Origin of the sequence: Acinetobacter haemolyticus, assembly GCF_003323815.1 — a bacterium.
In the GTDB taxonomy this organism is placed as follows: Bacteria; Pseudomonadota; Gammaproteobacteria; order Pseudomonadales; family Moraxellaceae; genus Acinetobacter; species Acinetobacter haemolyticus.
Genome location: NZ_CP030880.1, coordinates 1572908 through 1589279, shown reverse-complemented (window position 1 = coordinate 1589279; position 16372 = coordinate 1572908). Strand labels below are relative to the sequence as shown.

16 protein-coding genes are annotated in these 16372 nt (G+C 38.9%); 6 read left to right on the top strand and 10 right to left on the bottom strand.

Annotation, left to right across the window (positions count from 1 at the left end; all coding sequences use genetic code 11):
* Positions 1 to 13 precede the first annotated feature (13 nt).
* Positions 14 to 592: a nitroreductase family protein gene (locus DS737_RS07245; RefSeq protein ID WP_075315490.1), complete on the bottom strand. Its 579-nt coding sequence runs from the start codon at positions 590 to 592 to the stop codon at positions 14 to 16.
* 216 nt (positions 593 to 808) lie between these two features.
* Between DS737_RS07245 and DS737_RS07240 the strand changes: the two genes are divergently transcribed.
* Positions 809 to 1192, top strand: coding sequence for a hypothetical protein (locus tag DS737_RS07240; RefSeq protein WP_005082757.1), 384 nt, complete (start codon positions 809 to 811; stop codon positions 1190 to 1192).
* 49 nt (positions 1193 to 1241) lie between these two features.
* On the opposite strand, the gene DS737_RS07235 is transcribed toward DS737_RS07240, so the two are convergent.
* Together DS737_RS07235 and DS737_RS07230 are read right to left on the bottom strand one after the other, a co-directional pair.
* Positions 1242 to 1469 (bottom strand): hypothetical protein, encoded by a 228-nt coding sequence (locus DS737_RS07235; protein WP_005082755.1) that lies wholly within the window; start codon positions 1467 to 1469, stop codon positions 1242 to 1244.
* A gap of 165 nt (positions 1470 to 1634) precedes the next feature.
* On the bottom strand, positions 1635 to 2822 hold the full coding sequence (locus DS737_RS07230; RefSeq protein WP_005090121.1) for a phosphoglycerate kinase: 1188 nt from the start codon (positions 2820 to 2822) through the stop codon (positions 1635 to 1637).
* Positions 2823 to 2961: 139 nt separating this feature from the next.
* On the opposite strand from DS737_RS07230, the gene DS737_RS07225 reads away from it, so the two are divergent.
* Both DS737_RS07225 and DS737_RS07220 read left to right on the top strand, forming a co-directional pair.
* Positions 2962 to 3345, top strand: coding sequence for a DUF2237 family protein (locus DS737_RS07225; RefSeq protein WP_004639395.1), 384 nt, complete (start codon positions 2962 to 2964; stop codon positions 3343 to 3345).
* On the top strand, positions 3345 to 3938 hold the full coding sequence (locus DS737_RS07220; protein ID WP_113997199.1) for a Maf family protein: 594 nt from the start codon (positions 3345 to 3347) through the stop codon (positions 3936 to 3938). Before DS737_RS07225 ends, DS737_RS07220 begins: the two co-directional genes overlap by 1 nt.
* On the opposite strand, the gene DS737_RS07215 is transcribed toward DS737_RS07220, so the two are convergent.
* Positions 3935 to 4822, bottom strand: a complete 888-nt coding sequence (locus DS737_RS07215) for a LysR family transcriptional regulator (protein WP_113997198.1) — start codon at positions 4820 to 4822, stop codon at positions 3935 to 3937. The two genes, DS737_RS07220 and DS737_RS07215, sit on opposite strands and share 4 nt — an antisense overlap.
* 116 nt (positions 4823 to 4938) lie before the next feature.
* Between DS737_RS07215 and DS737_RS07210 the strand changes: the two genes are divergently transcribed.
* Positions 4939 to 5634: an FMN-dependent NADH-azoreductase gene (locus DS737_RS07210; RefSeq protein WP_113997197.1), complete on the top strand. Its 696-nt coding sequence runs from the start codon at positions 4939 to 4941 to the stop codon at positions 5632 to 5634.
* Positions 5635 to 5713: 79 nt separating this feature from the next.
* Here the strand turns inward: DS737_RS07210 and DS737_RS07205 are convergent, their stop codons facing one another.
* Positions 5714 to 7204, bottom strand: coding sequence for a SmvA family efflux MFS transporter (locus DS737_RS07205; protein WP_113997196.1), 1491 nt, complete (start codon positions 7202 to 7204; stop codon positions 5714 to 5716).
* A gap of 127 nt (positions 7205 to 7331) precedes the next feature.
* Between DS737_RS07205 and DS737_RS07200 the strand changes: the two genes are divergently transcribed.
* On the top strand, positions 7332 to 7913 hold the full coding sequence (locus DS737_RS07200; protein WP_005082743.1) for a TetR family transcriptional regulator: 582 nt from the start codon (positions 7332 to 7334) through the stop codon (positions 7911 to 7913).
* A gap of 1 nt (position 7914) precedes the next feature.
* Here the strand turns inward: DS737_RS07200 and cpaB are convergent, their stop codons facing one another.
* The 5 genes from cpaB to DS737_RS07170 form a co-directional block, all read right to left on the bottom strand.
* On the bottom strand, positions 7915 to 8538 hold the full coding sequence (gene cpaB, locus DS737_RS07195) for a metalloprotease secretion chaperone CpaB (protein WP_005082741.1): 624 nt from the start codon (positions 8536 to 8538) through the stop codon (positions 7915 to 7917).
* A 14-nt stretch (positions 8539 to 8552) separates the two neighbouring features.
* Positions 8553 to 10331, bottom strand: coding sequence for a metalloendopeptidase CpaA (gene cpaA / locus DS737_RS07190; RefSeq protein ID WP_113997195.1), 1779 nt, complete (start codon positions 10329 to 10331; stop codon positions 8553 to 8555).
* Between the two features lie 336 nt (positions 10332 to 10667).
* Complete coding sequence (locus DS737_RS07180) at positions 10668 to 11921, bottom strand: serine hydrolase domain-containing protein (RefSeq protein ID WP_113997973.1); 1254 nt, start codon at positions 11919 to 11921, stop codon at positions 10668 to 10670.
* An 84-nt stretch (positions 11922 to 12005) separates the two neighbouring features.
* Positions 12006 to 12860: a MaoC family dehydratase gene (locus DS737_RS07175; RefSeq protein WP_075315483.1), complete on the bottom strand. Its 855-nt coding sequence runs from the start codon at positions 12858 to 12860 to the stop codon at positions 12006 to 12008.
* A 65-nt stretch (positions 12861 to 12925) separates the two neighbouring features.
* A complete protein-coding gene (locus DS737_RS07170) occupies positions 12926 to 14317 on the bottom strand; it encodes a 3-oxoacyl-ACP reductase (protein ID WP_005082733.1) in 1392 nt (463 codons plus the stop codon).
* A gap of 224 nt (positions 14318 to 14541) precedes the next feature.
* Here DS737_RS07170 and DS737_RS07165 point away from each other — a divergent pair, with 224 nt between their 5' ends.
* A complete protein-coding gene (locus DS737_RS07165; protein WP_004639407.1) occupies positions 14542 to 16071 on the top strand; it encodes an acetyl-CoA C-acetyltransferase in 1530 nt (509 codons plus the stop codon).
* Positions 16072 to 16372 lie beyond the last annotated feature (301 nt).

Genomic DNA, 16372 nt, shown 5'->3' with positions numbered 1-16372 from the left:
ATTTAAGATATAACTAAGGGGTTTGCCATACTGTCACAAAAGCTTGGCTATCTATTTCTGCACGAGGTGGAATTGCTTTGGCCGCTGTTCCAACATAAATAATACCAGAGATCAGATCCTGTTCTTTTAAACCCAATTGCTGCTTAAGCCAATTTGACTCTACAACCGCTCCAGAACGCCACATCGTGGCAAAACCTTGAGCTTGAAGAGATAATAAAAAATTCTGTACCGCAGCACCCGTACTTAAAATTTGTTCGAAGTGAGGAACTTTAGGATGGTCTTGCAGTGTTGTGAGCGCTAAAACCAACATAGGCGCACGAAAGGGATGATGTTTAACGCGCTCCAAATGTGCAGGCTCAGTTTCGCCTAAGTCTGCTAAAGCATTTGCTAAAAACTCACCAAAAGCAGCACGTTGATCAGCACCCACAATGACAAAACGTGTTGGTTTCAAACGATGATGATCAGGCGCAGTTAAAGCAGCCTGAACTGCTTTTTCGATTTGTTGAGTATCTGGTGCGGGTTCAATTAATTGCCCAATAGATTGACGTTGATGAATATTTTGATGAATTGTCTCTATTTTGGAGTCCGCCATTAATATAAATCTAACTAGCACAAGGATTTCGCTAGATTAGCATAATCTTATTCTTTTTCACTATGGGTAATTTTGGCTTGATGTATATTCATGGTTTACAACACCCTATCAATTACTTTTCTTACTAAGTTTCACAACAAACTGTACATAAGCTGCCAAAGAAATTGAAAATTCTATGCTCAAATAATCAAATAACTTTTTGACTAGAGAAAAGCAATGAAAAAAACTTTAATTTTTAGCTTACTAGGTAGTGTTGCACTTGGACTTACGGCATGTGCATCTTCCCCTACCCACACCTTAGCCATTCAGAAAGAAAATAATCATTATGAAGTAACGGGTATAGGCAAAACCAGCTTAATTGCTAAAAACAATGCTGTCAGTGCTGCTCAAAAAACCTGTACACGAAACACATCACCAGTCTTAGTTGACGAGAAAGTTGCCTATCAAGGTGTACTTAAAGGTGTTGTGGATGAAGAGACTGGAAAACTGGTTGAAGCTGCTGCTGGTGTGATTGGCACCATTACAGGACGAAACGCATCTTTAGCTAAAGATGATGACTATCAAACCACGCTGACATTTTACTGTAAAGCCAATTCGTAAACGAAAAAAAGCCGATGTTTGAAACATCGGCTTTTTTATTATCTGAATCCTATTGAGCTTCACTTGCTGCTACTTCAGCATCCTCAACATCAGTATTCTTTTCATCTAAAATCGGTTTATCAATTGCATCAATAGCTGCCTGTTGTTCTGGCGATGTTTGAACTGATTCAACCTCTGCTGCTTGTTCAGCATTTTTTGCTTCTTCTTTTTTTGCACACGCTGTTAACATAACAGTTGGTGCTACCATTAAAGCAATAAGTGTTAACTTCAAATTCATTACAGCTTCCCATCATAACTGGTTAGTTTGATGACAATCATATTGCAACAATATGACATTTTTATGACTAAGACGAAATTTAATCAAAAAAAGAGCCGACTTTCATCGACTCAATTTTAGAATATATAACTAAATCAATTATTAATATTGATTTAACTAGTTAGCTTATGCACGCTCAAGCAAAACAGCAACGGCTGGTAGAGTTTTGCCTTCAACAAACTCCAAGAATGCACCACCACCCGTTGAGATATAGCCAATTTGATCAGCAACTTGATACTTATCAATCGCCGCTAATGTGTCACCACCGCCAGCGATAGAAAAACCAGCTGACTCAGCAATTGCTAAAGAAAGTGTCTTTGTCCCTTCACCAAACTGATCAACCTCAAATACACCGACAGGACCATTCCATAGAATCGTTTTAGATGACTTCAAGATTTCAGCAAATGATTTTGCAGTCTCAGGGCCAACATCTAGAATCATATCTGTATCAGCGACATCTTCTACTTTTTTCACAACTGCTTGTGCATTTGCCAAAGAACCTAAGAAATCTTCGAAATTGATTTGGCTTGCATCTGCAACCACAACATCAGTTGGTAAAGGTACGCTTACTTTGGCAGCGATTTGTTTTGCAGTCTCAACCAAATCCGCTTCGTACAATGATTTACCGACATTGAAACCAGCAGCAGCCAAGAAGGTGTTTGCAATACCACCACCCACAATCAACTGATCACAGATTGTAGAAAGTGAATTAAGTACATCTAGCTTAGTTGAAACTTTAGAACCAGCAACAATTGCCACCATTGGCTTTTCAGGTGTTTGCATCGCTCGACCAAGTGCATCTAACTCAGCAGCCAATAATGGACCCGCTGCTGCAATTGGAGCAAAACGTGCTGCACCTTCAGTTGATGCTTCGGCACGGTGTGCAGTTCCAAATGCATCCATCACGAATACATCACAAAGCGCTGCATATTTTTTCGCAAGCGCTTCATTATTTTTCTTTTCACCATGATTGAAACGAACGTTTTCAAGTAAAACCACTTGCCCCGCTTCAACCTCTACACCCTCTAGGTAATCTGTAAATAGTTTTACTTCTTGCCCCAATGCTTTGGTTAAATAAGCTGCTACAGGCGCAAGCGATTGTTCTGGTTTTGGCTCACCTTCTACAGGACGACCAAGATGAGAAAACACCATCACAGCCGCGCCTTTCTCTAAAGCCGCTTTGATAGTAGGCAATGCAGCACGTAAACGTGCATCACTCGTAATTTCCCCATTTTTTACAGGAACGTTTAAGTCTTCACGAATAAGAACACGTTTACCTGCTAAATCAAGGTCAGTCATGCGCTGAAAATTCATGGATGGCTCTCTAGTTGATTTAAAAAACGGCACAATTTTAAATGATTATCAAAAATAAAGGTGAGTTTTTTTACAGAAAAGCTGCCGAAAGCGTCACTTTTGATTATGATAATGAGTACCACTGAATTTTTATAGAATTATGTCTATTCATCCAGATCCAAAAATCAATCGTTTGAACGTTCTCGGCGAGCCATTAGCAAGTTGTTGCTTTGACCCGATTACTGGTTATTTTCGCAATGGTTTTTGCCATACAGCGGTCAGTGATCTAGGCCAACACACCATGTGTGTGCAAATGACCTCAGATTTCTTAAATTTTTCTCAAAAAATGGGCAATGATTTGATTACACCTTTGCCTGAAATCGAATTCCCAGGTTTAAAACCAGGTGACTTTTGGTGCATTTGTGTGACGCGTTGGGTTGAAGCGTACCAAGCTGGTCACGCTCCTCCTGTGAAATTAAATGCTTGTCACAATGCTGTCTTGCACTACGTGCCTCTCAACGTTCTTGCGGAATATGCTGTCTAATGAATAGCTTGGAACTCATCTTGGCATCGAGTAGCCAAACCCGTAAAGAACTCATGGACCGTTTACGATTGAACTATCATTGTATTTCACCTGATATTGATGAGTCAGCAAACGGTGAATTACATGCTGATGATTTGGCAAAGCGTTTAGCTTATGAAAAAGCCCGTGTGATTGCAGAACAATATCCAAACGCAATTGTGATTGGTTCAGATCAAGTCGCTTGGCGAGAACATGCGCCTTATGATTTTATCGGGAAGCCACTTACTGTTGAAAATGCGATCCAACAGTTACAAGCCAATTCGGGTAACACCGTTTTTTTCAGCACTGGACTCAGTGTTCAACATATCCAATCTGGTTTTGAAACGACGCTAGTTCAACATTACCAAGTCAAATTTCGTCATCTGACACTCGGTGAAATTGAACGCTATGTTGAAATTGATCACCCCTTGCATTGTGCAGGCAGTTTTAAGTGTGAGAGTCTGGGCATTAGCTTATTTGAAAAAATGCTTGGTGATGATCAAACCACATTAATGGGTCTACCCATGATTCAGCTTTGTAAGATCTTACGTGAATTTGGGATAAATGCGCCTTAAACAGTCGCGAGTCGTTGCATTACCCAGTTTTGAAAAGCAATTACACTCGGATGATTGAGATTTCGCTTAGGAATAACACTGTAATAACAAAGATTATCCATGCCCTCAATTTGAAAAGATGGACTCTCTAACAACCAACCTTGAGTAACAGTTTGCTGGACTAAAATTTTACTTACATAAGCAACTCCTTGCCCTGCAAGTGCGGCTTGAATGACTTGATTCTCATCTTCAAAATACTCAACCGTGGGGCAAACTTGACCAAATCGCTGCAATAAAATATCAGACTGATCATGTTTTAATAAATTATCATTTTTCCATTGAGTCACTAGCAATTTCACATCAGAATTTCCCTCCTCTCTATCACGCCAATATTGTTGTGTCGCAAATAAACCAAATTGGTCATTTATAATCTTGCTCACCTGAATATGTTTTTTATCAACAAAGCCATAACGAATCGCCATATCAAATTTTAGATCATGATCGATATCAATTAAGCGATCATCTGCTTTGACCTGCACTTCAATATCTGGATATTGTGTTTTAAAAACATGTAATTGAGGAACTAACCACATTGCCGCAAAAGCATTTGTGGTGCTGATGGTAATATGCATGGAATATGTTGTGAGTTCTAATAGTGTTTGTTTCAATTCTGAGATTAATCGAATACTCACTTCAGCGAGCTTTTTACCCTCATCCGTCAAAGTTACGATCCTGAATCCTCGAATAAATAGCTTAATTCCTAACTCTTTTTCTAATTCACTAATCTGATGTGAAATCGCAGTGGGTGAAACATTTAATTCATGCGCTGCAGCTTTAAAACTACCTAACCGTGCAGTTGCCTCAAACACTTTTATACTATTTAGTGATGGTAATCGCTTCAACATCCTGTACTTCTTTAAAGATGAGAAAAACTCATCTTACACACAAATAATGTCATTTGTCAGCAGATTGCAAAATCCTCTACCTTGAAGATCTAGTAATCAAATCGAGTACAATTAAAATGACTAACTTATTACATATTGATGCCAGTGTCCGCTCATTCCTTGGCGAAGGTGAGAAACATAGTTCAATTTCTAAAATGTTAGGACATCTCTTTATCACTGATTGGAAAAAGCAACACCCTCATGATCCAATCACATATCGAGATCTAGCGGAAGATACACCAAATTTTATTTCCCAAGACTGGCTGGGAGCAGTATTTACCCCTGAAGAAAAAAGAACTCAAGTTCATAAAATGATACTAAGTGAATCTGATCAATATATCAATGAAGTCGCAATCGCAGATATCATCTTAATTACGACGCCCATGTATAATTATGGGATGCCTGCTGCCCTAAAAGCATGGTTTGATCAAATTATAAGAATCAATAAAACCTTTACTTTTGACTTAGCTAGAGGTGATTTTCCTTTGGCCCCTATATTTTCAAATAAAACCTTAATTTTACTCAATTCATGTGGAGAGTTTGGTTTTGGTGAAGGTGAAGGTGAAATTAGAGAACACATGAATCATCTGGGTACACACATCAAAGTGCTTAGTCATTACTTGGGTGTAAATCAATTCTTTGAAATTCGATCTGAATATCAGGAGTTCGGTGATCAGAGACATCTTGACTCCCTTAATGCTGCAAAACATCAAGTTAGACAACTCGTTGTAGAGTTATCTCAGGATCAATCCAAAGCAAAACTAACTGCTTAAAGCTGGTTAACATTTCAGCCAATTGTATGAACAGTGATGCCCCCTCACTCAAATATCAGTTTAAATGAGGGGAACCAACTTATTCTTCAACCGTAATCACTTTCTTCGGCAAAGCAAACCAAATAAATACAGTCAACACCAAAAAGAAAGTTGCTGCCACTTGTAATACAGCACGATGTGATTGACTAAAAGCATGTTGAGCCGCAGAAATCACTTGATCAGCAACGATTGGCGATACCTGTTTAGCTGCTTGCACAGCCTCACCAATCGAAGCACTAACTTGAGCCATCAATGATTGAGGAAGTTCGCTTGGTATTATGATTGCTTGCGCATAGAACCAAGAGAGCAATAACCCAAAGAAAGCAATACCGAAACCAGCACCAAGTTCATAGGCCATTCCTTCAATCGCACCAGCAGCACTCGCCTTGGTTGGTGGCACTGATGACATGATTGCAGAGGTAGACGCAAGCAACGCAATCTCAACGCTCAATCCCAATGTTCCCATCCATGCCCAAGCTTGCAATTTTGCTTGCATAAAGTCTGTATTGGCTAATCCCCACAAACTGATAGCACTCATCAACATTCCAAGACTTGCTATTAAGCGTAGACCAAAGCGATTGACCAAAATACTAGCAATAGGTCCGCCTAAACTAAATGCCAACATGAAGGGTAAAATAAACATCCCTGCTGCCAATGGCGATAGCTCATAAACAAACTGTAACTCCTGAGAAATCAGTAATTCAAAACCAACCAAAGCCATCATTGAGACGACTGCCATCACCATACCTGTGGCAATCACAGGATGCTTAAATAATTGAATATCAATCATTGGTGATGTAGCCGTTAATTGTGTACGGATAAAACCTATTAATAAGCCAAAGCCCACAACAAACATCACAACCACACTCATACTGAAAGCATGCATTGCTGTTTTTACTGCATAAATGATGCACAAAATAGCAACCACCAATACCAAGGCTTGTATTAAGTTTAAGCTTTGTTTAGGTTGTCCTTGCTGTTTTGGAATCACCCAGTAGGCCATGATCAATACCAATATAACGATTGGAATATTGATTAGAAATACGGCCCCCCAATGAAAATGCTCTAGTAAAAACCCACCAAATAAGGGACCGAAGGCTGCACCACCGCCCCCAACGGTCGTCCAAATACCAAGTGCAATATTGCGCTGTTTTTCATCCAAAAAGGTATTACGTACAGCTGAGAGCGTCGCTGGTAAAATCATGGCCGCGCCCACAGCTAAAAGTGCTCTAGATGTAATCAACATCCAAGCTGTAGATGAAAATGCAGCCATCAATGATGCTAAACCAAACAGAGCTGCACCGATCATCATTAAGCGTTTAAACCCAATCCGATCTCCTAACGCACCCATTGGTAAAATGAGCCCAGCCATGACTAAAGAATAAATATCAATAATCCACAACAGCTCATTATTCGATAGTGACAACGCATCAATGAGTGTTGGCGCAGCAACGTGTAGGACTGTTGCATCTATAACAACGGGAAGATAGATCAATGCGATGATTGCAAGAATTAACCACTTGCGTGACATAAAATGCCTCTAAATTTGGACAGATGTTCAATTTCAGCTATTATAATCAAAATTGAACACTTGTCCAATTTTAAAATTTAAGTTAGTTTGTTGCAGCTTCCGCTACAATTTCATCGGATTTTTAGAAATGGCCTATTTAAATCGAGAGCAACGTCGTGAAATGATTCTTCAAGCTGCAATGCAAGTTGCCTTGAACGAAGGATTCTCGGCAATGACTGTGCGTCGTATTGCAACCGAAGCTCAAACGTCAACAGGGCAAGTGCATCATCACTTTGCTTCTAGTTCTCATTTAAAAGCCGAAGCATTTATTAAACTGATGCAACAATTAGATGAAATCGAAAATCAAGTAACGACCAACAGCTATTTACAGCGTCTATCCTTGTTTTTAGGTTGTGAAAATATTGAGCAAATTCAACCCTATCTGCGCCTATGGAATGAAGCTGAAGTTCTCATTGAGCAAGACCAAGAAATCAAGAATGCATACAACATCGCGATGCAAGATTGGCATCAATCCATAGTTGCTATGATTGATGAAGGAAAAGATAAGGGAGAGTTTAAATTCGATTCAAAGAGTCGAGACATTGCTTGGCGATTGATCGCATTTGTATGTGGTCTAGAAGGGATTTATAAACTCGGCCTCAATGGTTTAAATGAAGCCGATTTTAAACGCCATGTAGAAGCGATTATTCAGGCGGAGCTATATACTTAAATTAATGATCGTGGGCATGTAGCTCGTGATCCTCAACACCCTCATCCATACCTTGAACAATTCCACGACCATTTTTGATTTCAGCAGTATAATTTCCCTTATCTGTATAAATCTGCATGATCGTGTACTGATCTTTTTGGCTTTGGGTTATGGTAAAGAAATTTAGCTCAGGATTTCCTTGCTGAAATCGACCATGCCACCGCAAAATATCATCATCAATCTTTTCAATTTCAACTATTTCCCCACTACGATTCAAACCATATTCAAGCATTTGAAATCGAACTTCATCACCGATTTTTTTGGTTTCAATGATATTTTGATCATAGCGAATCGCCATACCTTTGCCACTTTTTGCCAACGGTAAAAGAGTATTCGCCTCTAAGTCACCAGCCTGAATTTCATGAAATAAAACCGTTTCTTTCGCAGCTTTCTCTAACTCTGTCTTTGATAGTGTTAAATTGTGACGCGGATAAATTGAATCGGTTCGGTTAAAGGATTCCTGCTCTTTCGTTACAGCATTGTCTTGAACTAATGCTTTAACATTATTGGGTTTCAGGAAAATTAATAAAGTAGCAATCACGATGAACGTGACTGCTAGCAAAAGTAAAATTTTAGAGTGCTTCATATGATTGAAATCACTTAATTATATTGAGAAATACGAACAGCGTTGGCATTAATGACACTTACTGCATCTTTTTTACCTTCCTCGCCTAAACGTACTCCGTACTTAGGATTATAGAGATAAGGGCTTGAATAAAAGTTTAAATTATTTCCACCTAAAGCTGTGCTACCAAGCGGATGTGTAAAGCCCGAACCAATCTGACTTGAATCACCATGATATAGACCTAAATTATGGCCAATTTCATGACGCATTGCAGCTACTGAACAACCTGAAATGTCGTTTGTACCAATCATATTGTAGGCACTTGCATTTACATAAGCCCAACCACAACCACCATTCCCTGGCTCATTCCCTTGATAATAAACGCCATCTGCCAATACACGTTTACGTTCAGTTTGTACGGTTGTATCAGAACGACCAATGCTCAGAACAGCAGTTAATGTATCCCCTGGAATTTTATAGGTAATATAGCCAGTTTTGCGCAAATAGAACTTTGCAGATGAGTTTTCAGCCGTAACATTTGTTAAGCTTAATCCTTCAATCATACGAAGTTTTGCAGCACTTTCTCCCAAGATCGTTGAAACCTCTGGACTATTTACAAACAACATATCAATTGTATGGCTATCAGCAGCCCATCCTTGCTGCGTATAAACAAATCGGCGTGTTTCACCATTTTGCAGAACAGTTGAAAGCCCGTTAGATGCCAAAATGAAGCTGTTTGAATCTGCAGTTGAGGCCAAAATTACTTTATCTCCAATCTGAGCACTCGCAGGTAGATTGATTGATTGTCTCCAATTACTATTCGACACTTTCACCTTTAAAGTTGGTTCAGTCATGTTCGGTAGGACAGATGCAATGTTTGAGGTACTTTCAATATTCTTTATCGGCGCAGACATTAGCACCCAATACCCTTTATCACTTACATACATGAACTCATATTGATCTCCTGTTTTGAGCATCAAAGAAGCACTGCTATTAATGTTGGTGTTATTGATTTTGGCTGTCCAAGTTGCGGTGGACTTTACTAAGATTCGATCTCGGTCATTCGCAGTGGATGGTAAAGTAAAATTAGCGACCCAGTTTGCATTGGCAAAATTTACTTCCGTTACCGGTGCCGAGACTGCATTCAAATTTGTTCCAATATCTTTTACATTGAGTTTAATCGGTTTAATGAATTCTGGTACCCACTTTTGTAATGCTGAATTGTACTTAAACCAATACTCACTACCATTCTGCAAATTAAAACTACTTGGAAACAGTAAATTATTCGTCGCAATCATTGATGGATATGTGGCCGTTGAAGTAACTTGAACTAATGTTCCATCATTAACATTAGTTGGTAACGCGATTGTTTGTGCCCATTTACCATCAGCTAATGAAATATGTTGTAACTTTGCACTAGTAAGTGTGATTTCTTCAAATGGCATACCATTGGTTGGGCTCACAGCACTCAATTGCGCCACCCATTTTTTTTGATTGCCATCATAAGTAAACTGAAACACATCACCACTTTGAATTTCGAGTACTTCGATCGGTAGATTTGTATTGGAAGTATCTAGATAGCTCTTCCAACCCGCACTCGATTGAATCGTAATTTTATCTTGGTGATTGGCTGTATTTGGCAAATAAATATTTTTGACCCAATTCCCATTTGCCAAAACAAACTTTAAATCTGCGTAACCACTTGGAATACTTCCACTATTGTTAAGTTGATTTGGAGATAATGTGGTTGAAGCATACACTGCTGAAGCTGCAATTAGACTTGCAAAACAAATCGCTTTAATTCCAAATTTCATTTTCACCTTTCCTTTTAAGTATATTTTTTACACAACAAACACTACCAAACCAAATCAGACTTATCAATTATTTTAAAATTTTTCCGATTAAATATCATATATTTATTTTTATCACAATTTAACAAAAAGCTATTAAACAAATCAAAAAAATACGTAATAAGTAGGAGCGGCTTTATAAATTTGAGTTTAAACCATATCACATCAAAGTTTAAAATATGATCGAGAACCAAGACTCAAAGATCATTAAAACTCATTAACAGTTCTAAATAATATAACTAAATACCCAACTCTATTCTGGAAAAAAACGTTCTTAGATATTACATAAAAAAAGATGGTTTAGAACCATCCTTTTCTTCCCTTTAAGACTTGATCTGCACATCTTAAAGCTTCTTGGCTCAAACCCCATAAGCGGTAATCACCTGTTGCGGAGGTAATATTAAAATTATGTGTGTAAGCAAAACTGAGCTCTCGATCGGAATCGCACCATGCACCAGAACCATTAAAGCCAACATGACCAAAACCGTGTGGTGCACGTTTTCCCATAGTAAGAATTCGGTGATAACCCAAACGCCAATGCATTGGAATTGGCATAACACGATCACGTGCTTTCGATTGTACAATCCCTAATTGCTTGAAAATTTCAGGCCTGATCAACTGTTCACCATTCCACAGACCATTATTAGCAAGCATAGCGTAAACTCTAGCTAAGCTATCGGCAGTGAATACACCATTTGCAGCAGGAATAACGGCCTGCAAACCAGCATCACTAAAAAAGCTAAAATTACCCATTCCTTTTGGAATCATTGCATCTTTGAAATCTTGTGGACTTTGTCCTGATAACTCTAACAGTTTTTCTGATAATGACGGTTTTCGTGTTTGAGTACTTTTTCTATTTTCAGATTTCGAAGCAACAGAAGTTTTAGGTTTGGATATTAAACGAGCTACACGATCCAATTCAGAACTTGGAACACCAAAATACGCTCCATTTAATCCAAGTGGTTGCACCAAATAACGTTGCATTAGCCAGCTCAATGGTTGCTTGGCTGCCTTTTCAATCACACCACCAAGAATCCAACCATAGGTCAATGGTTGATAAGCAAAGCCTTGCCCAGCGGCAAAGCGCGGTGTAGCTTTGGCGATTACATCCAGCATATGCGACCAATCAAGCATTTCTGTTGCTGTCTCGATGAGATTTCGAATATCAAATAAACCTGTCTGGTGAGATAGGACATGTCTTAAAGTAATATATTGCTTTCCATTTTGAGCAAATTCCGGCCAATATTTTGCAATCGGCTCATCATAATCAAGCAAGCCTTCACTCACTAAAACATGAGCAAGTGTAGCTAAAATTCCTTTGCCAGTTGAATAACACATAGCCAAAGTATCAGACTGCCAATCTTCTTCTTGTGATTTTTTACCTGTAAATATATCGACAACTTTTTGACCTTGAAAATAGACAACTAAAGCTGCTCCACCCTGATGGCTTCTTGCATCTTGAAATCGGCTAAATTGAGTTGCTAAATCTAGGAATCGTTCATCAACAGTGCCATGATAGTTTTGAGTATTGGCCAAAAGGAATTCTTTAATCAAAGTACGCATCCTTATAATCATTTTATTGTAAGACAATCTCTCCTGCGAACAGAAGAGATGTAAATCTAAGGAATTAATTAAAGCTTAAATTGCTTTTACTGTTCCAGCGACATGTGGCTTTTTAGATTTCAAATTACGTATCAAAAATTCAGTTTGCTTCGCTTCATTCGCTGTTAAAAACTCAACTGTTGATGGTAAATACATTGGTAATTTAAACCACACATCCGCTTCATAAGCTGATGGCAATTCAATACTAGCTAATGCTTTTGCCTTACTCCACATACCATGCGCAATTGCTTGTTTAAAACCGAATGCTTTCGCAGTCACAGCATGAATATGAATCAGGTTAAAATCACCTGAAATTACGGCATAACGGCGACCTGTATTTTCAGAAATATTCCATTCAGCTTGTGGCTGATAAGCTGGCTCTTTGGTTTCTTTCGCTTTCTCAGCAGCTTTTTTCTCAGTTTTTTGGCGAGATAAGTAAGTGGTTAGACTTTCCATCACCACTTCACCACCTACTTTTGCAGTTGTGATGAAATCAAACTGCAAGCCTTTATCATGTGGTTGCAACTCACCAAATTTACATGACAATGTAATTTGTTCATCTACACCAATTTTGCGTGTTTGTTTGATCTGGTTACGAATATGCACCAAACCTAAAATCGCAAATGGGAACGCTTCACTCGTCATCATGTGCATTTGCAAGCTTTGAGATAATACTGCCAAGTATATTGCAGGTACGAATCCATCATTTTTAAAACCACAAATTTCGTTGTAGCTTTCTAAATGTTTTGTATCAATCTTGAGTGTATCAACCACATATTCAACTTGTGGCAAAACTTTTTCACCTTTCGGCTTTTTGAAAATTAAACCTTGGATAACTTTTGGATAAGCTAAATAAGGTTTTGGTAATTGACTAAAATGACGTGTATTCATAATAAACCTTTCTATATTTTTATAAAAAAGGGATGCACTAGCACCCCTCTTCAAAACCTTAATGCTTAAGCACCTAACAAGCTTTGACCACAAACGCGTACAACGTTACCAGTCACACCTGTTGAACCGGTTGATGCATACCAAGCGATCGCTTCAGCGACATCTACTGGTAAACCGCCTTGATTCATTGAGTTCATACGACGACCTGCTTCACGAATCGCAAAAGGAATCGCAGCAGTCATCTGAGTTTCAATAAAACCTGGTGCAACAGCATTGATGGTAATGCCATTCTTTAATGTAGGCGCAGTGAACTTCACCAAACCAATTACACCCGCTTTGGAAACAGCATAGTTGGTTTGACCTAAGTTACCAGCGATACCACTGATAGATGATACACAAACGATACGACCATTTGCATTTAAACCATCATTAGAAAGTAAGTAATCGTTAACGCGCTCAATTGCTGATAAGTTAATGTTGATTACAAGATCCCAAAGCTCAGGCTTCATATTTGCCAAAGTTTTGTCACGAGTAATACCAGCGTTGTGAACAATCACATCCAAACCACCCTGCTTGGCAGCAGCAGTTTTAATTTTTTCACCCGCATCCGCAGCAGTGATGTCAATTGCCAATACTGAACCACCAATTGAACCAGCAACACGCTCTAAATCAGCTTGTTGTTGTGGAACATCTAAACAAATTACATGCGCGCCATCACGAGCAAGAACTTGTGCAATTGCCTCACCGATACCACGGCTTGCACCTGTAACTAGCGCAGTTTTACCCGCCAATGGTTTTGCCCAGTCAATATCTACAACATCTGCTTTTGAAACACGAATCACTTGACCCGATACGTAAGCTGAACGTGGAGAAATTAGAAAACGTAACGTAGATTCTAGATTCGCTTCAGCACCTTGATCAACATATACAACTTGAGCAGTAATACCTTTTTTAAATTCTTTACCAACAGATTTGACAAAACCTTCAAGTGCGCGTTGTGCAATTGCTTGTTTTACTGTTTTAGCCGTTTCAGGTGTTGTACCAACAACGATAACTCGACCCGAACTTGAAATTTGACGAGCGATTGGATTAAAGAAATCATACAACGCTTTAAGCTGTTCAGAATCCTGAATGCCAGAAGCATCGAATACAACTGCTTTAAATTTTGACTCTTTGTCATCTGCGTTTAATGGACGAAGATTCAAACCTACTTTTGCAGCTGTTTGTTGTAATTCAACATTGTTTCCTACGTAGCTATCCGCATGAATATTGCTAAGAACCTGAGCAATCGCAGCAGAATTTGTACTTGAAGGTGCTGCGCCAAGCAATACTGCACCATTCACAACAGGTTGAGCATTTTCAAAACGATCTAGAACTACAGGTGATGGTAAGCCTAGATTTTTTACAACAAATTTACCCAAAGGTGATTGTGTAAATGCTTGGTATTGATCGGTCATGGTTATTATCTCTCATACAAATGAATTTTTTACAAACATGTGATTTTTGTTTGGTATATAACATAAAATCAATGTTTGATTGACTCATAGCAAATCATACTTGAGTTCATGTCTAGATGTCTTGACCTGAATGTGGTCTAAAGCGTCATTCTAGTCAATACAGCAATATTTGAAATATGCTATGGTTATATTAAGAATATCCCAATTATGCTTGGAAAAGCCTTATGAGCAAAACAACTCAAGAAAATCCAGCAGTCGAGAATTCTGCTGAAGAGAATGTGTCAAATACATCAAAAGCAACTTCGACTAGAAGTAAAAGTACGAGCACAACTCCTAAAGCAGCAAGTACGGCAACTAAAACGACTCGCACTCGTTCAACTAGTAGCCGTAGCACCAAAAGCACTGCTTCTTCTGCAACCACAAAAGCAGCTACAGCTAAAACAACCAAACCTTCTGTTCAACAGGATAAAACCATGAGCCAAAACACCGTTCGTCGTGTAGCCATTATCGGCGGTAACCGTATTCCTTTCGCTCGCTCTAACGGCGCATATTTCACAGCTTCGAACATCGACATGTTTACTGCTGCGTTAAACGGTTTGGTTGAGCGTTTCAACCTACAAGGTCAGCGCTTAGGTGAAGTTGTTGCTGGTGCAGTATTAAAACACAGCCGTGACTTCAACATGACTCGTGAGTGTGTTTTAAACACTCAACTTGCTCCTGAAACTCCAGCTTGTGATCTTCAACAAGCTTGTGGTACTGGTTTGCAAGCAGCATTCCAAGTCGCAAACAAAATTGCTTTAGGTCAAATCGAAGTGGGTATCGCTGGTGGTGTTGATACAACATCTGATGCTCCAATCGCTTTCGGTGATGGTTTACGTAAAGCTTTGCTTGAACTTAACATCGCTAAAACTGGTAAAGATCGTTTAAAAGCTTTATCTAAAATCAACATTAAAGATCTTATGGATGCGCCTAAAAATGGTGAGCCACGTACTGGTTTGTCTATGGGTGATCACCAAGCAATTACTGCTCTTGAGTGGGGTATTGCACGTGAAGATCAAGACGCTTTAGCTGCTTCTTCTCACCAAAAAATGGCGAAAGCATACGAAGAAGGTTTCTTCGATGACCTAATTACACCATTCCTAGGTTTAAGCCGTGACAACAACTTACGTGCTGACTCTACAGCTGAGAAATTAGCTAAATTAAAACCTGTATTTGGTAAAGGCGAAGCTGCAACGATGACAGCGGGTAACTCTACTCCACTTACTGATGGTGCATCATGCGTACTTTTAGCCTCTGAAGAATGGGCTAAAGCAAATGGTCACGAAGTTCTTGCTTACCTAACTTTCTCTGAAACAGCTGCAGTTGATTTCGTTGGTAAGAAAGAAGGCTTATTGATGGCGCCTGCTTATGCAGTTCCGCGTATGCTTGAGCGTGCTGGTCTTAAACTTCAAGATTTCGACTACTATGAAATCCACGAAGCATTTGCATCACAAGTTCTTTCTACTTTGAAAGCATGGGAAGATGAAAAATTCTGTAAAGAGCGTTTAGGTTTAGATGCACCTTTAGGTTCGATTGATCGTAGCAAGTTAAACGTTAAAGGTTCTTCTTTAGCTGCTGGTCATCCATTCGCTGCTACTGGTGGTCGTATCATCGCGACTGCTGCGAAGATCTTAAACCAAAAAGGTTCAGGTCGTATCTTAGTTTCGATCTGTGCTGCTGGTGGTCAAGGTGTAACGGCTATTATTGAAAAATAACTGCTAGCCTGACACAAAAAGGGATTAAATCTTTGGATTTAATCCCTTTTTTATTATAATTATGATTAAATAAACCAATATCTATAAAATATAGCACATGCAGTCATTTCTATTTGATCAACTCTTTTACATTGGTACTTGGCATCCAATATTCTTGATCATGCTATTTGCTTTTGGATTCTATCTAGCAGAGCTATCATTTAAAAAGGCTCTAGTTATACACCCTATTCATCACTTTAAAACTGGAAAAAGATTATTCAATAGTTCTTTTGGTGCTTCGCTATCTTTTTTAATAACTTAT